Below are 19,934 nucleotides of genomic sequence, written 5' to 3' on the forward strand. Positions count from 1 at the left end.
CGGCTACCATCGCTGTCCATGGCGTTGAACTGGGTCTGGATCGGTTTGTTCACTGTGGCGTTCGCCACCGCGATCGTGCGTTGGGTGCTGGGGGAAGACGGCATTCTTCAGGCGCTGCTCACCGCGCTGTTCGACGGCGCGCGCTCGGGCTTCGAGATTTCGCTCGGCCTGGCCGGTGTGATGGCGCTGTGGCTGGGGCTGATGAAGGTGGGCGAGCGCGCCGGCATGATCGAACTGCTCGCGCGCATCGCCGGCCCGCTGCTGCGGCGCCTGTTTCCCGGCGTGCCGCAGGGCCACCCCGCGCAGGGCGCGATGACCATGAACATCTCGGCCAACCTGCTGGGGCTGGACAACGCGGCCACGCCGCTGGGCCTGACCGCCATGCGCGAGCTGCAGACGCTCAACACCGAGAAGCCGGGCAGCGCGAGCAACGCGCAAATCATGTTCGTGGTGATGAACACGGCCGGCCTCACGCTGATTCCGACCTCGGTCATCGCCATCCGCCAGAGCATCGCGCTCAAGCAGGGCCTGGGCGCGGGTTTCAACGCGGCCGACATCTTTCTGCCGGTGCTGCTGGTCACCTTCATCTCGCTGCTGGCCGGCGTGCTGGCCGTGGCGGTGTGCCAGCGCCTGCCGCTGTGGCGGCCGCGCTTTCTGCTGCCGGTGCTGGTCGTCGGTGGGCTGCTGGCGTGGGCCGTGACCGCCTTGGCCCGGCTGCCCGCCGAGCAGGCCGCGCGCGTTGCCGGTGCGACTGGCGCGGGTGTGATCCTGGGCGTGGTGGCGCTGTTTTTGCTGGCCGGCGCATGGCGGCGCGTGAATGTGTACGACGCCTTCATCGACGGCGCCAAGGAAGGGTTCGGCGTGGCGATCCAGATCGTGCCGTACCTCATCGCCATCCTGATCGCCATCGGTGTGTTCCGCGCGGCCGGCTGCATGGACTTCCTGATGGCGGGCATTGGCGCGGGCGTGGCCGCGATGGGCTGGAACACCGACTTCCTGCCGGCCTTGCCGGTGGGGCTGATGAAGATCCTGTCGGGCTCGGGCGCGCGCGGACTGATGATCGACGTGATGCAGACCCACGGTGTCGATTCGTTCGCCGGACGCCTCGCGGCCATCGTGCAAGGCTCGACCGAAACCACCTTCTACGTGTTGGCGGTGTACTTCGGCAGCGTGGGTGTGAAGCACGCGCGGCACGCGCTGGCGTGTGCGCTGTTCGCCGATGTGGTGGGGTTGGCGGCGGCGATCGGAGTGGGCTACGCGATGTTGCGCTGAGGAGCCCGAAGCGCTCTTCAAGCCAGGCCTTGCCAAAGCGCACGATGTCCTGCGCATCGAACAGGTGGCAGTCGGCGTGGCCCACACGCCCCTCGCGATGGCGGCCCAGTGGAACGTAGGCGCGCGCCATGGTTTCCACCGAGTCCATCGCCCCTTCCTGGGCGAAGGCATCGAGGATGCCGTTGGTGTCGAACTCCTCGGCGAAGCGCCATACCTTGCACCCTTGCGCGTCGAGCACGGGCTGTTCGTAACGCACGCGGCGCTTGCCCGGAATGTCCGCAAGTGTTTCGGCGTGGTGCAGCACGGTGACCGCATCGAGCGGCGCGCCCAGCAGCAACACCTTGCCACCCAGGGCCACGAAGCGCGCCAGCGGCGAACCCGGGCCGTAGCCTTCGTGCAGCGGGTGGTCGGCGATCAGCTCACGCGCCTTCGCACCGATGGCCGCCATGTTGGCGTCGGGATGCGCGCTGCGCAGCACGCCCGGTGTCTGGCAGATGAAGGCGTTGAGCAGGCCAAAGCTGCGTTCGGTGCCGGCGTTGCGCGGGTCGAACGCGGGCCAGGCGTCGCGTGCCGCGGCATCGAGCGTGGCGCCGTTGAGTGTCTCTTCGTAGGGCGAGCGGTCCCACGACACGTAGGCCATGAGCGTGCCACCGGGGGCGATGCTGTCGCGCAGCGCCTGCACGATGCCGGTGGCGCCGCCGTCTACCGGGCCCACCGCCTTGAGCGAGGCGTGAACCATGACCACGTCCTCCGCGCGCAGACCAAGGCCTCGCAGGTGCCGAACGAGTGTGCTGATGGGCAGGGGCGAGGGCATGCTGGTGGTGCAAGCCATGACGGTGGTGCGGCCAAAGGGAATCGAACCCCTATCTGGCCCTTAGGAGGGGCCCGTTCTATCCATTGAACTATGGCCGCGGCGGGTGGATTTTAGTCGCAGCAACCGACGGCGGTTTTTCAGGCCTCGTTGTGGCTCAAAAAGTCTGCCATGGCCAGTAGCGGATGGAGCGCCGTTCAGCCGTCGACCAGCCCGTGGCGCCGCGCGAAGTCCAGCGTCACCAGCGCCGCGTCAACCGTCATGTCGTCCGCCGTCGCCGCCCGTGCCAGCGCGTGGCGCGTGGCCAGCAGGCTGAACTCCGCCACCTCGCCGTCCCGGTTGACCGGCCGCACGTGCGCCGGCAGCGCGAGGTCGAAGACGAAGATGCGCTCGCGCTGCAGGCCGTCGGCCACGTCGCGGCACACGTCGACGGTGCCGGCCGCGACCGCCTGCCGCACCAGGGCAGCATCGAGTCCTGCTTCTTCATCGCCCTCGCGCACCAGCGCCTGGAGCGGCGTCTCGCCCCAAGCCACGCCGCCGCCGATGAGGTTGTCGAGCTTGCCCGGATCGGTGGTCTTGTTCGCGGCGCGGCGCGCGATCCACAACTGCGCCGGCCGACCGTCGCCACCGGCGACATAGCCGTTGGCATGCGCGCCGAAGGTCAACGTGCCCCAGAAGCGCGCGGCCGCACGCTCGATCAGCGCCAGCGGTTCGGACCCGTGGCTCGCGCCGACGATCGCATAGGTCTCGGCGCGCCAGCCGCGGATCAGGCCGGCGTCCCGCAGGCGTTCGTTCAGCGTGGCCAGCAGCGCGTCGCGCAGGTCGCGGGGCGCGGTGAGGTGCACGCCGCCGGCCTCGACGCGAAGCGCATCGGCGCCGCTCAACGCGTACAGGTGCGTCCGCGCCACCGAGCCGACGCTGTGCCCGTCGATGAAGAACGGCACGCGCGCGGACGCGTCGTGCGCGCGGGCCGCATCGACGCATGGCCAGCGGCGCGTCACGGCGTGGCCAGCAGACGCAGCACCTCGGCGTGCAGCGACGGGTCTCCGCTGGCCAGCAGGTCGCTCGCCGTCAGCGGATCGCCGCCGTCGATGCCGGTCACGCGTCCGCCCGCGCCTTCGATCACCGGCACCAGCGCGCAGATGTCCCAGCTCTTCAGCACCGGGTCGATCATCAGGTCGGCACCGCCGGTGGCGACCTGGAAGTAGCCGTGGCAGTCGCCCCAGCTGCGGTACAGCCGCGCGCGCCGCGACAGCGGTTCGAAGGCCGGGCCGACGCGGTGATCGACCATCTCCCAGTGGCTGGTCGTCAGCAGCGTCGCGTCCTCAAGGCGCGCGCAGCGGCGCGTGCGCATGACGCGGTCGCCGAGCAGCGTCGGCCCGCCGCCCAGCCCGACCAGCACATGCCCGGTCAGCGGATGCGCGATCGCTCCGAGGATCGGCCGGCCGTCGCGCAGCAGCGAGATCAGGGTGCCGAAGATGAAGCAGTTGGAGACGAAGGCCTTCGTGCCGTCGATCGGGTCGAGCACCCAGCGGTAGCGTGCGTCGGGCCGTTGCATGCCGTATTCCTCGCCGAGGATGCCGTGGTCCGGATAGCGCTGCGCGATCAGCAGGCGCATCACTTCCTCGACCCGGCGGTCGGCCGCGGTCACCGGCGTGTCGTCGCCCTTCAGTTCGATCGCCGTGCCTTGCAGATAGTGGCGGCGGATGATGGCCGTGCCGATGGCGGCCAGTTCGTGGACGAAGGGCACGAACTCGTCGCGTTCGGCGTGGTCGAGCGTGGCGCTGTGGCGTGGGAAGTTGTGGTTCATGGGGTCACCCGAAGAAGATCTGGACAAGTCAGGCGCGCAAGGCCATGGCGCCCGCGAGCACGGCGGCCACACCGAGCCAACGCCCGGAATTCAAGCGTTCCTTGAGCAGCAGCACGCCTAGGCCGAGCGCGAAGACGACCGAGGTTTCGCGCAGCGCCGCGACGGCGCCCACCGGCGCCACCGTCATGGCCCACACCGCGATGCCGTACGACAAGGCCGAGCAGGCACCACCGGCGAGCGCGCTGCGCCAGCGCTTGCGCGCATGCGCGACAAAAGCCGGACCGCGCCGCCACAGCATGAAGGCGGCGAACGGCAGCCCTTCGAGAAAGAACATCCAGAGCACGTAGCTGATCGCGGTGCCGGCCGAGCGCGCGCCAGCGGCGTCGACCAGCGTGTAGGCGGCGATCATCGTTGCGTTGGCGAGCGCGAACAGTGTTGCGCGGCCGGCGCCGGCGCGCCAGCCCTGGGCAAAAGCCAGGCTGACGACGCCACCGGAGATCAGCGCGATGCCCGCCCAGACCAGGCCGCTGGGCATCTCGCCGAGCGCGAAGGCGCCCACCAGCGCGACCAGCAGCGGCGCGCTGCCGCGCATGATCGGATAACCGAAGCCGAGATCGGCGTGGCGGTACGTCGCCAGCAGCGTCGCGTAGTAGCCCACATGGATCAGGTTCGACGCAATGAGAAATGGCCAGGCGGCCGGCGCGGGCAAGGGCAGCCAGAGCAGCCAGGGCGCCGCCAGCACGCTGGCGCCGAGCGTCAGCAGCGCCAGGTCGGCCGGTGCGTCGGTGCTGCGCTTGACCATCACGTTCCACGACGCGTGCAGCAGTGCCGCGAACAGCACCGCCAGCGCGACCGGCCAGGTGAGCGTCATGCGGCTGACGGCGGCACACGTCTCAAGCCTTGTCCGCCTTGCCGGCGGCGGCGGCGAAGCGCGACAGACCGACGTCGAGCGTGAGCGGCCGCCGCCCGCCATCTTCAGCGGCTTCCTTGCGACGCACCGCGTTGCGCACGATCATCGAGCCGAGAAAGCGGATCGGTTCGGGCGGGAAACGCCCGCGCGGGCCGCTCACCAGTGGGCTGCGTGTCCATTCGTTGTCGAGGCCGAGCGCGAGCGAGGCCAGCACCTCGCCGCCCATGCGACTGGGCGCAACGCCGTTGCCCGAGTACCCGAAGCCGTAGTAGACGTCCGCCCGGCCGCGCAGCTGGCCGAAGAAGGGCAGGCCGGTCACCGAGCGGTCGGACGCGCCGTTCCAGCTGGCGGCGATCGGGATGTCGCGCAGGCCAGGCATGAAGCCGTGCAGGCGGTGCGTCAGGTCATCGCGGTACGGCGATGGTTGGTCGAACACGGGTGCCATGCGCCCGCCGTAGGCGAAGGTATTGCCGCCCTTGCCGAGCATCAACCGGCCGTCGGCGCTGCTGCGGTAGTAGTGGACGAAGATGCGCGAATCCAGCACCGAGATGCCGCCGTCGAGACCGCTGGCGGCTAGTGCCGGCGCCGCCGGCTCGGTGATCACCATGTCGCTGGAGACGATCGCGATGTTGCGCTCGAACTCACGGAAGGTCGATGCCATCCAGGCGTTGATCGCGATCACGACCCGATCGGCGGTCACCGTGCCGCGCGGCGTGCGCACCACCGGTGGCGAACGCTCCTCCAGCGCGAGCATCGGCGTGTGTTCGTGCAACCGCACGCCCAGCGATAGCGCGACGCGCCTCAAGCCACGTACCAACTTGCCTGGCTGCACGGTGGCCGACAGCGGCGAGAACCAGCCTTCGAGGTGGGCTGCCGAGCCGGCGCGACGCTGCAACTCCTCGGTCGGCAGGCGGTGCCAGGAGTTAATACCGCGCTCGTTCAGCGCGGCGACCACCGCGTCGGACGCGCCGACTTGCGCCGCCGAGGTGGCCGTGAACAGCGTGCCGTCGCGCCGCCATTCGCATTCAATGCCGTGCTCGATGCAGAAGGCCTCGATGTCCAGCACGGCCTGCTCCGACGCACGCACCAGACGCCGTGCCTCGGCGTCGCCGAACAGCCGCTGCAGGGTGAAGAATTTGGTCGACCAGGTCAGCGCGCAGCCGCCGTTGCGCCCGCTGGCGCCAGCGCCACAGACATCGGCCTCGAGCACGACGACGTCGAGCTCGGGGCGCTGCTGCTTGGCGCGAATCGCGGTCCACAGTCCCGTGAAACCGCCGCCGACGATGCACAGGCCAGCGCGCGTGGCGCCGTCGAATGGGGGCGCCGGTGCGGCGTCTTCGGCGGCCAACGCCTGCGCGAGCCAAAAGGGGCGTTGCGACATGGGGTCAGGCCGCCAGGAAGGATTGCGGCGCGTGGTAGGTGTAGTGCAAGTCGTTCGCCACCTCGCGGCAGGTGACCTTGCCGTCGGCGACGTTGAGACCGTTGCACAAATGCGGGTCGTCGCTCAGTGCCGCCTTCCAGCCCTTGTTGGCGAGCGCCAGCACGAACGGCAGGGTCGCGTTGTTGAGCGCGTAGGTCGAGGTGCGCGGCACGCCGCCTGGCATGTTGGCGACGCAGTAGTGCACCACGCCGTCGACCACATAGGTTGGCTCGGCATGCGTGGTCGCCTTGGCGGTCTCGAAGCAGCCGCCCTGGTCGATCGCCACATCGACCACCACCGAGCCGGGCTTCATGCGCGCGAGCAGCTCGCGCGACACCAGCTTCGGCGCCGCGGCGCCCGGGATCAGCACACCGCCGATGACGACGTCGGCCGACAGCACCTGCTCCTCGACGTTGTCGCTGTTCGAGAACATGGTCATCACGCGCGCGCCGAGCAGGCGGTCCATGCGGCGCAGCGCGTCGACGTTGCGGTCGATGACGACGACCTGCGCGCCGGTACCGACTGCCATCTGCGCGGCGTTCGAGCCGACCACGCCGGCGCCGAGGATCACGATCTTCGCCGACGCGACGCCCGGTACGCCGCCGAGCAGCATGCCGCGCCCGCCGTGCGCGCGTTCGAGGCTGTGTGCCGCAGCCTGGATCGACATGCGGCCGGCGACTTCGGACATCGGCGCCAGCAGCGGAAGGCCGCCGGCGTTCTGTGTCACGGTCTCGTAGGCGATGCAGAACGCGCCGCTGTCGACCAGCTCTTTGCATTGTTGCGGGTCCGGCGCGAGGTGCAGGTAGGTGAACAGCACCTGGCCGGGCCGCAGGCGGGCGCGTTCCAGCGCTTGCGGCTCCTTGACCTTGACGATCATCTCGGCGCGCGCGAACACCTCCTCGGCGCTGTCGACGATCGTGGCGCCAGCCAGCCCGTAGTCGGCATCGGCCGCGCCAATGCCGGCGCCAGCGTTGCGCTCGACGAGGGCGCCGTGACCGGCAGCGGTCAGCTCGCGCACCGACGACGGCGTCAGGCCGACGCGGTACTCGTGGTTCTTGATCTCTTTCGGGATACCGATCAGCATGGTGCAATCTCCTGTGTGAAGTCGGGTGTGGCCCGCGCGCAGCGCGCGAGCAGCGGCAGATAGTGCGCAAGGTCGGGCGTCGCGAGGCCCGCCACCTTGGCCGTGTCGTCCCACAGGCGCAGCCGCACGGCGTCCGCCGCATACGCGGTCTGGCCGAAGGCTTCTGCCTCCGCGGCGCCGTACACGCCACCTTGCAGGAGCAGGCTGCGCTGCGAGTCGGCCGACAGCGCGTCCAGATAGCCGGGCCGAACCGCGCACAGATAGCGCTTGGCCTGCACGTGCAGGCGGATGGGTTCGGTCACGTCGCGGCCGAACAGCGGGCGCAGGCACTTTGCACCGTGGAACTGGTGCAGGTCGTCGATGCCGCGCTCGCTTGGCGACTCGCCGAGGTCGTTGACCAGGTGGCCGATGTCGTGCAGCAGCGCGGCGGCCACCAGCGGCTCGGCCGCGCCGTCGGCCTCGGCGAATGCCGCGCTCTGCAGCGCGTGCTCGAGCTGCGTCACCGGCTCACCGCTGTAGGCGCGGTGACCGAGCCGATCGAACAGCGTTTCGATCCACCGCAGGCCGTCCTCGGTCGAGCGAAAGGTCACCATGGCAGCGAATAGGTCTTGGTGTTGCAGAAGCTCTTCATCGCCTCGAGCACGCCTTCCTTGTAGCCCAGGCCCGAGTCCTTGATACCGCCGAACGGGGTCATCTCCAGGCGGTAGCCCGGCACCTCGCGCACGTTGACGCTGCCGACATGCAGTTCCTGGATCACACGGGTGATGATGTCGAGCCGGTTCGTGCACAGCGACGACGACAGACCATAGGCCGTGCCGTTGACGATGCGGATCGCTTCGTCGAGGTCCTTGAAGCGGATCACCGGCGACACCGGCCCAAAGGTTTCTTCGTGCACCACCGTCATCTCAGGCTTCACGTGGTCGAGCACCGTCGGTGAGTAGAGCGCGCCGCGTCGAACGTTGCCCACCAACAGCTTGGCGCCGTCGGCGATCGCTTCGTTGACCACCGCCTCGAAGCGGATGGCGGCCGCCTCGTCGATCACCGTGCCCATGTCCGTCTTCGGGTCGAGCGGGTCGCCGTACCGGATTGCTTTTGTTTTTTCCACCAGCAGCTCGACGAAACGGTCGGCGACCTTCTCGTGCACCAGGATGCGCTTGACCGCGGTGCAGCGCTGGCCCGAGTTCTTGTACGAGCCGGCGGCGGCCAGCGTGGCGGCTTCCTCAAGATCGGCGTCGTCCATGACGATGATCGGGTCGTTACCGCCCAGCTCCAGGATCTGGCGCTTGTAGACCGCCTTGGCGGCGATGTACTTGCCGATCGCGACGCCGCCGGTGAAGGTGACGAGGTCGACATCGGGGCTGGTCAGCAGCTCGTCGGCGATCTCGGCCGGGTCGCCGGTGAGCACCGACAGCATCTGCGGCGGCAGGCCGGCCTCATACAGGATGTCGGCCAACGCATAGGCGGCCAGCGGCGTCTTCTCGCTCGGTTTGAGCACGATCCGGTTGTTCGTCGCCACCGCCGGTGCCACCTTGTGGATCACCTGGTTCAACGGATGGTTGAACGGGGTGATCGCGGTGATCGCGCCGAGCAGCGGTTCCTTCAAGGTGTACACCTTGCGGCTCTTGCCATGCGCGGTGAGGTCGCAGGAAAACACCTGGCCGTCGTCCACCAGCGCCTGGTTGGCGGCGAACAGCAGCACGTCGGACGCGCGGCCGACTTCGTAGGTCGAATCCTTCAGGCACAGGCCGGATTCGAGCGTGATCAGGTGAGCGATCTCGTCGCGCCGTGACGCGACGATCTCGCCCGCCTTCATCAGGATGCGATAGCGGTCGTGCCGCGTGAGCCTGGAACGGTAGTCGCGCGCGATGCGCAGCGCGCGCTTGACGTCCTCGAGCGTCGCCTTCGGCACCGTGGCGACGAGTTCGCCGGTGTACGGATGGTGGATTTCGATGACGCGGTCGCGGGCGACCTTCTCCCCGGCGATGCGCAGCGATTCGTGGATCACGGAACGGGACGGTGCAAGAACGGCGGACATGGGTGAATGCTCCTGGGAGTTCAGCGGGACAGGTTCAGACCGAGGTCGAAGGCATCGAAGTTGCGCCAGCGGCGCGCGCCGTCGGCGCTCGACCTTTTGCGGTTGACGATCAACGGCACCTTCTGCTCCGACACGCCGCCGTGCGAACGCAGCGGCACTTCGAGCCCCGAAAGATCGTGCCGCGCGACGCTGGTGCCGATCACGGTGTCCTGGCGCGAGACGACGACCAGATCGCCGATGCGGTCCGGCGGCAGCTCGAAGTGCTCGGCCGCGGCGGCGCGCGAACGCACGCTCTCGATGCCGGGCAGTGCCGCGATGCGCTCGCGGATCGCCGCTTCGTCGCTGCCCTCGGGCAGGTAGACGAGCGCGAACGAACCGAGCGCGCCGTGGTGCACGACGTAGGGGTCGGTGATCGGCAGGATGACGCGGGAACGCTTACTGCCGAGCCAGCCGTCGAGCACGTCCTGCAGGTAGATCACGTTCGGCTGGCCGTCCGCGCCGTGTTTGGCGTTCATGCCATGGTCGGCCGTCAGCACGATCGTCGCGCCCAGCTCGTCCAGACGCGCGAGGTGCTTGTCCATCATCGCGTAGAAGTCGTTGGCGATCGGTGTGCCGGGCGCCGCCTTGTGCTGGATGTAGTCGGTGGTCGACAGGTACATCAGGTCGGGGCGCTCGCGCTCCATCAGCTTGACGCCGGCGACGAACACGAACTCCGACAGCGCCGCGCTGTACACCGAGGGCACCGCCATGCCGACGCGCTCGACGATGTTCTCGATGCCGTTCTCGGCCAGCGTCAGCTGGTCGGCCTTCTCCGACGAGAAGCAGATGCCCTTCATCTGGTGGCCGAGCAGCTTGCGCAGCTTGTCCTTTGCGGTGATCACCGCGACCTTGGCGCCAGCGTCGGCGAAGGCGGCGAGGATGGTGCCGGCGCGCAGATAGCGCGGGTCGTTCATCATCACTTCCTCGCCGCGCTCGCGGTCGTAGAAGTAGTTGCCGCAGATGCCGTGCACGGCCGGTGGCGTGCCGGTGACGATCGACAGGTTGTTCGGATTGGTGAAGCTCGGGATCACGCAGTCGGCCAGGTAGCTGGTGCCGGCGCCGTCGAGCAGGCGCCCGAGGAACGGCGCGACGCCAGCCTCGACGGCCGCGGTGATGTACTCGTACTGGCAGCCGTCGACGCAGACGACGACCACCGGTTGGTCCATCCAGCGATAGCTTCGGTTGTTGACGGTGATCGGTGACTTCATGATCGTTCCTTGGTCATTTCGCATAGGTGTTGGTGCCGTTGCCGGCCACGGCTTTGTCGGCCGCTTTGTGCATGCGGGCACGGCTGTCGGCCGCATGCTCGCGCAGCACGCGCCCGGCACGCTCGGGGTCGCGTGACGCGATGGCCTTGACGACCGCCTTGTGTTCGGCGTTGGAGACGGCGAAGCCGCCGCCGTCCTGCAAGCCGCGCAGGCGGAACAGCAGCAGCTCCTTGGTCAGCCGGCGATAGGTATCGGCCAGCCGCTCGTTGCCGACGAAGTCGACCAGCGCGTCGTGGAACTCCAGGTTCAGCGAGTGGTAGCGCTTGACGTCCTTGAGCTGCGTCGCGTCGTCCATCTCGACCAGCAGCGCCTTCAGGGCCTCGAGTTGGGGCGCGGTGATCTTCTGCGCGAGGCGGCGGCCGATCAGCTCGTCGAGCGCTTCGCGCACATCGTAGATTTCGTCGGCCTCGGCGATCGAGATCTCGCGCACGAAAACGCCGCGGTTCTTTTCGGAGCGCACCAGTCTGCACTCCTCGAGCGCGCGCAGCGCCTCGCGCACCGGGCCCCGGCTGGTGCCGAAGCGGGTGGCGAGATCACTTTCGTTGATGCGCTGGCCGACGCCCAGTTCGCCGCGCAGGATCAGCTGCTCGACCTCGGTCTGGACCAGGCCGGGCAGCGAGTGCGCTTGCACCACCTGCAGTGCGCTCAGATTCGGGTTTTTCATCATTGCGGTATTCGCGTCGGTTTTGATTGCCATGTCTTCATTGAAGCATGCAAAGCGCAAATTGTCAACAGTTTGCAGTTGACAGTCGGCATTCAGCGATCTACATTTGCGACACCGATGCTTCGAACGTCGGATCAACCCCAGGAGACATCGATGAAACATTTGCTGATTCGCGTTCTTTCCGGCGTCATCGCCGCGGCTGGTCTGGCGAGCACCGCCACCGCCGCCACCAACCTGCTGGTCTACACGGCTCTCGAAACCGACCAGCTCAAGGCCTACAAGGAGGGCTTCGAGAAGGCGAACCCCGACATCACGATCAAGTGGGTGCGGGACTCGACGGGTGTCATAACCGCCAAGCTGATGGCCGAGAAGGCCAATCCGCAGGCCGATGTGGTGATGGGTGTGGCCGCAAGCAGCCTGGCCATCCTGAAAGACGAGAAGATGCTGGCGGAGTACGAGCCCAAGGGCTTCAAGGACCTCAACCCGAAGTACTCCGACGCCAGCAAGCCGCCAAGCTGGGTCGGCATGGATGTCTGGGGTGCGACGGTTTGCTTCAACACGGTCGAAGCGCAGAAGCGCGGCCTGCCCAAGCCCGAGGCCTGGAAAGACCTGGCGAAGCCGATTTACAAAGGCCAGATCACCATGCCCCACCCGGCGTCGTCGGGCACCGGTTACTTCGACGTCACCGCGTGGCTGCAGCTGTACGGCGAAGCCGAAGGCTGGAAGTTCATGGACGCACTGCACGAGAACATTGCGCAGTACACGCATTCAGGCTCCAAGCCGTGCCGCCAGGCTGGCGCCGGTGAGTTCGTCATCGGCATCTCGCTCGATACCCGCGCGGTACAGGTCAAGTCCACGGGCGCGCCGATCGACATCATCTTCCCCAAGGAAGGGCTGGGCTGGGACATCGAGGCGACCGCCGTCATGAAGACCTCGAAGAACATGGACGCGGCGAAGAAGCTCGCCGACTGGTCGGCCAGCAAGGAAGCCAACGAGCTGTACCAGAAGAACTTCGCGATCGTCTTGCACAAGGACGTGCACAAGCCCAATCCCGCAATGCCGGCCAACTACGAGCAGATGCTGGTGAAGAACGACTTTGGCTGGTCCGCGAAGAACCGCGAGACCATCCTGACCGAGTGGAACAAGCGCTACAACGCCAAGTCCGAACCGAAGTAAATCGAGCAGCGAGGCGCGGCAACCACCGCCGCGCCCCTTCAAGGGGATCTTATGGACATGGCTTTTCAAGGCGCGCTGGCCCACGAGGCGGTGCGCGAAACCACCACCACAACCACCGCAACTGCTTTGGCGATCGAAGGCGTGCACAAGCGCTTCGACAACCAGTTCGTCGCCCTGCAGCACATCGATTTGCAAGTGCGCCAAGGCGAGATGCTGTGCCTGCTGGGCCCGTCGGGCTGCGGCAAGACGACGCTGCTGCGCATCATCGCCGGGCTGGAGACGCAGACCGGCGGGCGCATCGTGCAGAACGGGCGCGATATTTCCTGGCTGCCGCCGGTCAAGCGCGACTACGGCATCGTGTTTCAGTCGTACGCATTGTTCCCGAACCTGAGCATCGCGGAGAACGTCGCCTATGGACTGGTGAACCGCAAACGGCCGAAAGCGGAGGTCAAGGCGCGTGTCGACGAACTGCTGAAGCTGGTCGGCCTCGCCACGTCCGGCGACAAGTACCCGGGCCAGTTGTCCGGCGGCCAGCAGCAGCGCATCGCACTGGCCCGTGCGCTGGCGACCTCGCCGCGCCTGCTGCTGCTCGACGAACCGCTGTCGGCGCTCGACGCGCTGGAGCGCATCCGCCTGCGCGGCGAGATCCGTCGGCTGCAGCAGCAGCTCGGCGTGACGACGGTGATGGTCACACACGACCAGGAAGAAGCCCTGTCGATGGCCGACCGCATCGTGGTGATGAACCAAGGCGTCATCGAGCAGGTCGGCAGTCCGCACGACATCTACGAACGGCCGGCGACGCCGTTCGTGGCCGACTTTGTCGGCAAGGTCAACGTGCTGCCCGCGGTGGCGCTCGGCGGCGGGCGCTTTCGTGTTGGCCGCCTCGAACTGCAATGCGCCGGTGACTGCAGCACCCACGCGCCCGGTGAATCGGTGCGGTTGTACCTGCGCCCGGAAGATCGCGCCGTCGAAGGCGCGCTCGAGGGCGCGGCGAATCGCGTCTGGGGCCGGGTCAGCAAGGTCGAATTCCTCGGTGGCTCGTGCATGGCCGAGATGTGCATCGACGAGCTCGACGGCCAGCCGCTGGCGATCTACTTCTCGCTGAACCAGTTGCACGATCTGGGTGTGCATGTCGGCGCTCGGCTCGAACTGGCGCTGCGCAGCGACCGCATCCGTGTCTTCGATGCCAAGGGAGCAGCGCAATGAGCACCGCCGCCAGTCTGCCCGCGCCACGCGGCACGCCGAGCCTGCGGCTGTCGCGCGACGACCTGATCGCGCGCGGGGTGCTGCTCGCGGTGGTGGCTTTCCTGGTCGTGTTTCTGCTTGCGCCGATGGTGGCCATCTTCCTGCGCGCGGTGCAGGACAACAACGGCAACTTCATCGGCTTCGTGCACTTTGCCACTTACCTGAAAACGCCGGCGCTGCTCAGCGCGATCTGGAACTCGGTCTGGGTCGCCGCCACCGTGGTGCTGATCTCGTTGCCGATGGCCTTCATCTTTGCCTATGCGCTGACGCGCAGCTGCGCACCGCTGAAGGGCACGTTCCGGTTGATCGCGCTGATTCCGCTGCTGGCGCCGTCGCTGCTGTCGGCGATCGCCTTCATCCAGTGGTTCGGCAACCAGGGCGTGTTGAAGCCGCTGCTGGGCTGGTTCGGCCTGAGCACCATCTACGGCGCGCCCGGCGTCATCATCTCGGAGGTTTACAACACCTTCCCGCACGCGCTGATGATCCTGCTGACCGCGCTGTCGCTGGCGGACGGCCGGCTCTACGAAGCGGCCGACTCGCTCGGCACCTCCACGCTGCGCAAGTTCTTCACCATCACCTTGCCGTCCTGCAAGTACGGCCTGATCAGCGCGGGCACCGTCGTTTTCACCTACGTGATCAGCGACTTCGGCGCGCCCAAGGTGATCGGCGGCAACTTCAACGTGCTGGCGGTCGATGTCTACCAGCAGGTCGTGGGCCAGCAGAATTTCGGCCGCGGCGCGGTGGTCGGGCTGCTGCTGCTGATCCCGTCGATCTTCTCGTTCGTGATCGACTCGCGCGTGCGCCGCAAGCTGCGGGCGCAGCTGTCGGCGAGGTCGGTGCCGTATGCGCCGAAAGCCCACCGCACTTTCGACGCGCTGATGACGGCGTACTGCGTGCTCGTCTGCGTGCTGCTGCTGTCGGTCGTCGGCATGGCGCTGTGGACTTCGTTCATCAAGCTCTGGCCGTACGACCTGTCGCTGACCCTGCACCACTACAAGTTCGCCTTGATTGAAAGCGACCTGGCATCCGCCTACACCAACAGCGTGAAGCTCGGCGCCTACGCGGCGGTGTTCGGATCGCTGACCGTGTTCATCGGCGCCTACCTGATGGAGAAGACGCGCGGCCTGGAATTGGCACGCCCGCTGATCCACCTGCTGGCGATGCTGTCGATGGCGGTGCCGGGGCTGGTGCTGGGCCTGGGTTACATCATGTTCTTCAACCACCCGGACAACCCGCTGAACTTCCTCTACGCGACGATGCCGATCCTGGTGCTGTCGGTGATCATTCACTACTACACCTCGAGCCACCTGACGGCGGTGACGGCGCTCAAGCAGATCGACAACGAGTTCGAGGCCGTGTCGGCGTCGCTGAAGGTGCCGTTCTACAAGACCTTCTTCCGCGTCACCTTGCCGGTGTGCCTGCCGGCGGTGCTCGACATCGCGCGCTACTTCTTCGTCGTCTCGCTGGCGAGTTTGTCCGGTGTCGTGTTTCTGTATTCGCCCGACACCGTGCTCGCCTCGGTGGCGATCATGAACCTCGATGGGGCCGGCGAGATCGGCCCGGCCGCCGCGCTCGCGAGCCTGATCGTGCTCACCTCCGTCGCGGTGTGCCTGTTGTATTCGCTCGCGACCCGCGTGCTGCTGCTGAAGACACAAGCCTGGCGTTCCGCCGGGCGCCGCTGATCCCTGAATCGACAAACCACCTTCTGGAGACCTTCGATGACCACCCCTGCGTTCCTCCTCACCCCCGGCCCACTCACCATCTCCGCGCGCACCAAGCAGAGCATGCTGCGCGACTGGGGATCGTGGGACAGCGATTTCAACGCCATCACGGCGCGCCTCCGCGAAGGGCTTCTCGCCATCGTGCACGGCGAGGGCACGCACGAATGCGTGCCGATGCAGGGCAGCGGCACCTTCTCGGTCGAAGCGGCGATCGGCACGCTGGTGCCACGCGTCGAAGGCCACGTGCTGGTGCCGAGCAACGGCGCGTACTGCCAGCGCATCGCGAAGATCTGCAAGGTGCTCGGCCGCAAGGTCACGACGATCGACTATGCCGAGGATGCGCAGGTCCGCGCCGAGGATGTCGACCGCGCGCTGCAACAGGATCCGTCGATCACCCACGTCGCGCTGGTGCATTGCGAGACCAGCACCGGCATCCTGAACCCGCTGCACGACATCGCGCTGGTCGTCGCGCGCCATGGCAAGGGCTTGATCATCGACGCGATGAGCAGCTTCGGCGCGATCGAGATCGACGCGCGCAAGACGCCGTTCGACGCGGTGGTTGCCGCGTCCGGCAAATGCCTCGAAGGCCCGCCGGGCATGGGCTTCGTGATCGTGCGGCGCGAACCACTGCAGCGCAGCGAGGGCAACGCCCACTCGCTGGCGATGGACCTGTACGACCAGTGGGTCTACATGAACCGGACCACGCAATGGCGCTTCACGCCGCCCACGCATATCGTGGCGGCCTTCGACGCGGCACTGGCGCAGTACGTGGAGGAAGGCGGTCTCGCGGCGCGCGGTGCGCGCTACGCGCAGAACTGCCGCGAGCTGATCGACGGTCTGGCGGCGCTGGGACTGAAAAGCTTTCTCAGGCCCGAGATCCAGGCGCCCATCATCGTCACGTTCCACGCGCCAACGAACCCGCGGTACGCGTTCAAGCCGTTCTACGAGGCGGTGAAGGCGCGCGGCTACATCCTTTACCCCGGCAAGCTGACGACGCTCGAGACGTTCCGTGTCGGCTGCATGGGCCAGCTCGGGCCGCGCGGCATGGGCGGTGCCGTGGAGGCGGTGGGTGAGGTGCTGCGCGAGCTTGAGCTGTCGACCGTGCCGGCATAACCGACGGCTTGAGGATTGCGGCGGCGCTGTGTTTCCTGCACAGCCTAGGACGGCGACAAGGCGTCCGGATGGACCGTCGGGGGCTGTGTGCGCGACGCCGCGGCGCTGCGTTGCAGGTTGCCGCACACGGGCACGTACTCGCCCAGGAAATCCAGGAAGCTGCGCACCGCCGGTGACATGCCCCGGCGCGACGGAAACACCGCGTGCACCACGCCCACCGGTGTGGTCCAGTCGGGCAGCACGCGCACCAGTTGGCCGTTGCGCAGTTCTTCTTCGCACATGTAGTCGGGCAGCCAGCACATGCCTGCCCCCCCGAGCACCGCGAGCTTGAGGGCGAGCAGGTCGTCTGCAACGTAGCGCGGCGTGTGCCGCAGCACGGCTTCGCGCCCCTGCGCGTTGGTGAGCCGGATGCTGACGACGCCGTCGGTGGTGGACATCGCCACGCTGTCGAGCCGACTCACTTCTTCCAGCGTGACGGGTGTGCCCTGGCGGGCCAGCTGTGCGGGGCTGGCCACCAGCACGGAACGCGCATCGTCGAGCCGCTTGATGACCAGGCTGCCGCTTTCCTCCAGCGTGAGGCGCACGCGCAGCGCCACGTCCACGCCTTCCTTCACGAGATCGACCACCCGGTTGTTCACCTCCATCTCCACACGCACCTGCGGATGGCGCGCGAGGTAGATGTGCATGACGCCGCCCAGCACCGTTTGCGCCAGCGTGACTGGACACACCACGCGGATCGTGCCGCGCGGTTCGGTCTGCACCTCGGCCACGGCATCGGCCGCGGCCTGCGCCGATTCGCGCAGCGCCTGGCAGTGGCGCAGGTAGGTTTCGCCCACGTCGGTGAGCGAGAGTTTGCGGGTGGTGCGCTGCAGCAGGCGCACGCCGAGTTCCGCTTCCAGCGCGGCCACGCGGCGCGAGATGCGCGACTTCGGCATGCCCAGCGCGCGGCCGGCCGCCGCGAAACCGCCGCGCTCGACGACTTCGGCAAACAGGAGCATGTCGTTCAGGTCTTGCATGGTGGGGGGCGGTTCTAGCCGATTTATTGTCCTGATTATGGAACGATCTGTCGCGAATTGCCTGACTTATCAGAAATTGGGTGCGAAATCACAATCTATCCATGGCCACACAGCGTGGCTCCCACCTTCTGGAGATTTCCATGCAACTGCTTCACGTCGATTCCGCCATCACCGGTGACCAGTCCGTTTCCCGCCAACTCACGGCCCGCACGGTGGCCTCGTGGGTGGCCGCCCATCCTGGCACGCAAGTGCAACGCCTGGACCTGGCCGCCGACGCGCCGCCCCACCTGAGCGCGGACGCGCTGGGTTTTCGCACCGGCCAGGCCGCGGCCACCGAGGCGCAGCGCCAGGAAAACGCGTTGTCCGAAGCCCTGGTGAGCCAGTTCCTGGCGGCGGATGTGGTCGTGATCGGTGCGCCGCTCTACAACTTCACCATTCCCACCCAGCTCAAGGCCTGGATCGACCGCCTGGCGCAAGGCGGCCGCACCTTCAAGTACACCGAGAAGGGCCCCGTGGGTCTGGCCGGTGGCAAGACCGTGATCGTGGTGCTCAGCCGCGGCGGCGTGTACTCCACCAGCGACGGTGGCCGCGCGATGGAGCACCAGGAAACCTACCTGCAGACGGTGCTCGGCTTCTTCGGCATCACCGACGTGCGCTTCGTGCGCGCCGAGGGTGTGGCCATGGGTGACGAAGCGAAGGCGCAGGCCTTTGCCACGGCCGAGAGCGAGATCCGCGCGCACGTGGCGGAAGCCGCGAACCAGTCGAAGGTGGCCCAGGTCGCCTGACCTCGGTCCAGCCAGGCGTCAGGGCGTTGCCCGGCGCACTTCATCGGCCACCAGCGCCGCGAGCTGCTCTGGCCCGAAGCTGGGCAGGCTGCGGCCGTTGACGAAGAAGGTGGGCGTCTTGCTCACCTGCAGCACGCCCAGGTCTTCCACATCCTGCGCCAGCGCCGCCGCGATCTCGGGGCGCTGCGCGTCGGCCTTGGCCTGTGGCATGTTCAGGCCCAGGCCTTCCAGCGCATTCCACGCCAGCGCCGGCTGGGGCTGGTGGTGGTCGGCCCAGACCGGCTGGGCCGCCAACACGGCCTCCAGCGCCGCTTCGTATTTCCCCTGGCGGCGCGCCGCTTCCAGCAACTGGACCACCTGGTCCGAGCCGCTGTGGAACGGCGCGTAGCGGATCACCACCTTGACCTGCGTGGGGTACTGCGCCAACAGCTGCTTGACGAAGGGGTAGAAGGCCCGGCAGGCTTCGCACGCGGGGTCGAAGAACTCGACCACGGTGACCGGCGCGTTCTGCGCCCCCAGCACGGGCGAGTGCATGCGCACCAGCCGCGTGGCTTCGGCGCGAACAATGGTTTCCTGCGCGGCCTGTTCCTGTTGCCGGAAGGTGTTCATGCCGATGAAGAAGGCGGCGGCCAGCGCGGCCAGCAGCAGGACGATGGAGATTTTCTTGGCGTTCATGGCCGGGTCTTTCGAAGGTGGATACAGAGGCAGGCGGTGATGGCCAGGAAAGCCACCAGGGACAGGAAGGGCAGTTGCACGCCGTGGAGCTGGGTGAGCGCCTGGTTGCTGCACGACGGACCGGCGCCGCAGGGCAGCCACCACACGGGCACCCACTGCAGCACCAGCGCGCTGTGGTACGCCGCGAAGCCCAGGCCGACGATGGCCAGCGGCAAGGCGTAGAGCGCGCCGCGCCGGTCTTCCAGGTACGCGGCCATGCCCAGGATGGCGGCCAGCGGGAACATGGCGATGCGCTGGTACCAGCACAGCAGGCAGGGCGTCATGCCCATGACTTCGCCGATGAAGAGTGCGCCCAGGGTCGCGGCCATCGCGATCAGCCAGGCCGCGACGAGCCAGCGCCAGGCAGCGGCGTGAACAGACATCAGGGATTCCTTCCAGCAGGAAAAACGAAGGGCATCCGCCAGCGGCGGTGCGCTGCGGACGTGGCGATCGGGGAGGGGTGCGCGCCCGACGCAGGGCGGGCCGGTGGTGTCGGGTCAGCCCTGCTCGGACAGGGCGGTCCACTGCGGCCGGTAGGGGCGCTCGTGCCACGGCGGGGTGTGGCGGCGCTCGGTGGCCGTGATGGGCGCGGTGCCCAGCGCCAGCCACTGTGGCACGCTGGCGGTGGGTGCCATGGCCGCGCCATGCGCATGGCAGGTGCTGCAATCGAGCTCCAGGCATGTGCTCGTGTGCCCGTTGCAGCGGGTGTCGTGGCGCGCGCCGGCGTCGTGCGATGACAAGGTGGCGTGCGCCCCCGCGGCGCCATCGGGCAGCGTGGCCGTCAAGGCGAACTGCGGCAGCAGCAGGAAGGTCAGCAGGAACGTCAGGAAGAGGGCGCGCACGGCGGGAAT

Annotated in this window: 19 protein-coding genes, 1 tRNA gene and 1 pseudogene; 6 read left to right on the forward strand and 15 right to left on the reverse strand. The window is 67.7% G+C overall.

Annotation, left to right across the window (positions count from 1 at the left end):
• Positions 1-18: 18 nt before the first annotated feature.
• Positions 19-1,272, forward strand: a complete 1,254-nt coding sequence (locus FFS09_RS30885) for a spore maturation protein (RefSeq protein WP_212745094.1) — start codon at positions 19-21, stop codon at positions 1,270-1,272.
• Here the strand turns inward: FFS09_RS30885 and aac(3) are convergent.
• The 11 genes and pseudogenes from aac(3) to FFS09_RS12365 all read right to left on the reverse strand — a co-directional run.
• Positions 1,220-2,086, reverse strand: a pseudogene (gene aac(3), locus FFS09_RS12315) (aminoglycoside 3-N-acetyltransferase); the annotation flags it as partial. The gene FFS09_RS30885 and the pseudogene aac(3) sit on opposite strands and share 53 nt — an antisense overlap.
• 23 nt (positions 2,087-2,109) lie before the next feature.
• Positions 2,110-2,184, reverse strand: a tRNA-Arg gene (locus FFS09_RS12320).
• A gap of 96 nt (positions 2,185-2,280) precedes the next feature.
• A complete protein-coding gene (locus FFS09_RS12325; RefSeq protein ID WP_137919178.1) occupies positions 2,281-3,084 on the reverse strand; it encodes an NUDIX hydrolase in 804 nt (267 codons plus the stop codon).
• Positions 3,081-3,893 (reverse strand): inositol monophosphatase family protein, encoded by an 813-nt coding sequence (locus FFS09_RS12330; protein ID WP_137919179.1) that lies wholly within the window; start codon positions 3,891-3,893, stop codon positions 3,081-3,083. The genes FFS09_RS12325 and FFS09_RS12330 overlap by 4 nt, the downstream gene beginning before the upstream one ends.
• Before the next feature lie 28 nt (positions 3,894-3,921).
• Positions 3,922-4,764: an EamA family transporter gene (locus FFS09_RS12335; protein WP_137919180.1), complete on the reverse strand. Its 843-nt coding sequence runs from the start codon at positions 4,762-4,764 to the stop codon at positions 3,922-3,924.
• A 22-nt stretch (positions 4,765-4,786) separates the two neighbouring features.
• Complete coding sequence (locus FFS09_RS12340) at positions 4,787-6,184, reverse strand: FAD-dependent oxidoreductase (RefSeq protein WP_137919181.1); 1,398 nt, start codon at positions 6,182-6,184, stop codon at positions 4,787-4,789.
• A 4-nt stretch (positions 6,185-6,188) separates the two neighbouring features.
• Entirely contained in the window at positions 6,189-7,307 is a 1,119-nt protein-coding gene (gene ald, locus FFS09_RS12345; protein WP_137919182.1) for an alanine dehydrogenase, read from the reverse strand.
• Positions 7,301-7,900: a phosphonate degradation HD-domain oxygenase gene (locus tag FFS09_RS12350; protein WP_137919183.1), complete on the reverse strand. Its 600-nt coding sequence runs from the start codon at positions 7,898-7,900 to the stop codon at positions 7,301-7,303. Before FFS09_RS12350 ends, ald begins: the two co-directional genes overlap by 7 nt.
• A complete protein-coding gene (gene phnY, locus FFS09_RS12355) occupies positions 7,894-9,342 on the reverse strand; it encodes a phosphonoacetaldehyde dehydrogenase (protein ID WP_137919184.1) in 1,449 nt (482 codons plus the stop codon). Before phnY ends, FFS09_RS12350 begins: the two co-directional genes overlap by 7 nt.
• A 20-nt stretch (positions 9,343-9,362) precedes the next feature.
• Positions 9,363-10,589: a phosphonoacetate hydrolase gene (gene phnA, locus FFS09_RS12360; protein WP_137919185.1), complete on the reverse strand. Its 1,227-nt coding sequence runs from the start codon at positions 10,587-10,589 to the stop codon at positions 9,363-9,365.
• A gap of 13 nt (positions 10,590-10,602) precedes the next feature.
• Complete coding sequence (locus FFS09_RS12365; protein ID WP_252374341.1) at positions 10,603-11,346, reverse strand: phosphonate utilization associated transcriptional regulator; 744 nt, start codon at positions 11,344-11,346, stop codon at positions 10,603-10,605.
• A gap of 120 nt (positions 11,347-11,466) precedes the next feature.
• On the opposite strand from FFS09_RS12365, the gene FFS09_RS12370 reads away from it, so the two are divergent.
• From FFS09_RS12370 to FFS09_RS12385, 4 genes are read left to right on the forward strand one after another with little or no spacing between them, the layout of a single operon-like run.
• Complete coding sequence (locus FFS09_RS12370; protein ID WP_137919186.1) at positions 11,467-12,489, forward strand: putative 2-aminoethylphosphonate ABC transporter substrate-binding protein; 1,023 nt, start codon at positions 11,467-11,469, stop codon at positions 12,487-12,489.
• A 57-nt stretch (positions 12,490-12,546) separates the two neighbouring features.
• A complete protein-coding gene (locus FFS09_RS12375; protein WP_137919187.1) occupies positions 12,547-13,695 on the forward strand; it encodes a putative 2-aminoethylphosphonate ABC transporter ATP-binding protein in 1,149 nt (382 codons plus the stop codon).
• Positions 13,692-15,416, forward strand: coding sequence for a putative 2-aminoethylphosphonate ABC transporter permease subunit (locus tag FFS09_RS12380; protein ID WP_137919188.1), 1,725 nt, complete (start codon positions 13,692-13,694; stop codon positions 15,414-15,416). Before FFS09_RS12375 ends, FFS09_RS12380 begins: the two co-directional genes overlap by 4 nt.
• 36 nt (positions 15,417-15,452) lie before the next feature.
• Entirely contained in the window at positions 15,453-16,568 is a 1,116-nt protein-coding gene (locus tag FFS09_RS12385) for a 2-aminoethylphosphonate--pyruvate transaminase (protein WP_137919189.1), read from the forward strand.
• 44 nt (positions 16,569-16,612) lie between these two features.
• On the opposite strand, the gene FFS09_RS12390 is transcribed toward FFS09_RS12385, so the two are convergent.
• Positions 16,613-17,584 (reverse strand): LysR family transcriptional regulator, encoded by a 972-nt coding sequence (locus FFS09_RS12390; RefSeq protein ID WP_137919190.1) that lies wholly within the window; start codon positions 17,582-17,584, stop codon positions 16,613-16,615.
• A gap of 140 nt (positions 17,585-17,724) precedes the next feature.
• Between FFS09_RS12390 and FFS09_RS12395 the strand changes: the two genes are divergently transcribed.
• Positions 17,725-18,369, forward strand: coding sequence for an FMN-dependent NADH-azoreductase (locus tag FFS09_RS12395; RefSeq protein WP_137919191.1), 645 nt, complete (start codon positions 17,725-17,727; stop codon positions 18,367-18,369).
• An 18-nt stretch (positions 18,370-18,387) separates the two neighbouring features.
• On the opposite strand, the gene FFS09_RS12400 is transcribed toward FFS09_RS12395, so the two are convergent.
• The 3 genes from FFS09_RS12400 to FFS09_RS12410 form a co-directional block, all read right to left on the reverse strand.
• The gene (locus FFS09_RS12400; RefSeq protein ID WP_137919192.1) at positions 18,388-19,044 is read right to left on the reverse strand and encodes a DsbA family protein; all 657 of its coding nucleotides are present in this window, start codon (positions 19,042-19,044) and stop codon (positions 18,388-18,390) included.
• The gene (locus FFS09_RS12405; RefSeq protein WP_137919193.1) at positions 19,041-19,466 is read right to left on the reverse strand and encodes a disulfide bond formation protein B; all 426 of its coding nucleotides are present in this window, start codon (positions 19,464-19,466) and stop codon (positions 19,041-19,043) included. The genes FFS09_RS12400 and FFS09_RS12405 overlap by 4 nt, the downstream gene beginning before the upstream one ends.
• 114 nt (positions 19,467-19,580) lie before the next feature.
• Positions 19,581-19,925, reverse strand: coding sequence for a hypothetical protein (locus FFS09_RS12410; protein WP_137919194.1), 345 nt, complete (start codon positions 19,923-19,925; stop codon positions 19,581-19,583).
• Positions 19,926-19,934: the final 9 nt, after the last annotated feature.

Origin of the sequence: Hydrogenophaga sp. 2FB (assembly GCF_005503365.1) — a bacterium.
Taxonomy (GTDB): Bacteria; Pseudomonadota; Gammaproteobacteria; order Burkholderiales; family Burkholderiaceae_C; genus Hydrogenophaga.

Excerpts from the sequence above, each read along its gene's own strand:
- phnA (WP_137919185.1), bottom strand. The coding sequence starts at position 10,589 with ATGAAGTCACCGATCACCGTCAACAACCGAAGCTATCGCTGGATGGAC.
- FFS09_RS12370 (WP_137919186.1), top strand. The coding sequence starts at position 11,467 with ATGAAACATTTGCTGATTCGCGTTCTTTCCGGCGTCATCGCCGCGGCT.
- FFS09_RS12385 (WP_137919189.1), top strand. The coding sequence starts at position 15,453 with ATGACCACCCCTGCGTTCCTCCTCACCCCCGGCCCACTCACCATCTCC.
- FFS09_RS12340 (WP_137919181.1), bottom strand. The coding sequence starts at position 6,184 with ATGTCGCAACGCCCCTTTTGGCTCGCGCAGGCGTTGGCCGCCGAAGAC.
- FFS09_RS12335 (WP_137919180.1), bottom strand. The coding sequence starts at position 4,764 with ATGACGCTCACCTGGCCGGTCGCGCTGGCGGTGCTGTTCGCGGCACTG.
- FFS09_RS12395 (WP_137919191.1), top strand. The coding sequence starts at position 17,725 with ATGCAACTGCTTCACGTCGATTCCGCCATCACCGGTGACCAGTCCGTT.
- FFS09_RS12330 (WP_137919179.1), bottom strand. The coding sequence starts at position 3,893 with ATGAACCACAACTTCCCACGCCACAGCGCCACGCTCGACCACGCCGAA.
- FFS09_RS12365 (WP_252374341.1), bottom strand. The coding sequence starts at position 11,346 with ATGGCAATCAAAACCGACGCGAATACCGCAATGATGAAAAACCCGAAT.
- FFS09_RS30885 (WP_212745094.1), top strand. The coding sequence starts at position 19 with ATGGCGTTGAACTGGGTCTGGATCGGTTTGTTCACTGTGGCGTTCGCC.
- FFS09_RS12375 (WP_137919187.1), top strand. The coding sequence starts at position 12,547 with ATGGCTTTTCAAGGCGCGCTGGCCCACGAGGCGGTGCGCGAAACCACC.
- FFS09_RS12400 (WP_137919192.1), bottom strand. The coding sequence starts at position 19,044 with ATGAACGCCAAGAAAATCTCCATCGTCCTGCTGCTGGCCGCGCTGGCC.
- phnY (WP_137919184.1), bottom strand. The coding sequence starts at position 9,342 with ATGTCCGCCGTTCTTGCACCGTCCCGTTCCGTGATCCACGAATCGCTG.
- FFS09_RS12390 (WP_137919190.1), bottom strand. The coding sequence starts at position 17,584 with ATGCAAGACCTGAACGACATGCTCCTGTTTGCCGAAGTCGTCGAGCGC.
- ald (WP_137919182.1), bottom strand. The coding sequence starts at position 7,307 with ATGCTGATCGGTATCCCGAAAGAGATCAAGAACCACGAGTACCGCGTC.
- FFS09_RS12405 (WP_137919193.1), bottom strand. The coding sequence starts at position 19,466 with ATGTCTGTTCACGCCGCTGCCTGGCGCTGGCTCGTCGCGGCCTGGCTG.
- FFS09_RS12380 (WP_137919188.1), top strand. The coding sequence starts at position 13,692 with ATGAGCACCGCCGCCAGTCTGCCCGCGCCACGCGGCACGCCGAGCCTG.
- FFS09_RS12350 (WP_137919183.1), bottom strand. The coding sequence starts at position 7,900 with ATGGTGACCTTTCGCTCGACCGAGGACGGCCTGCGGTGGATCGAAACG.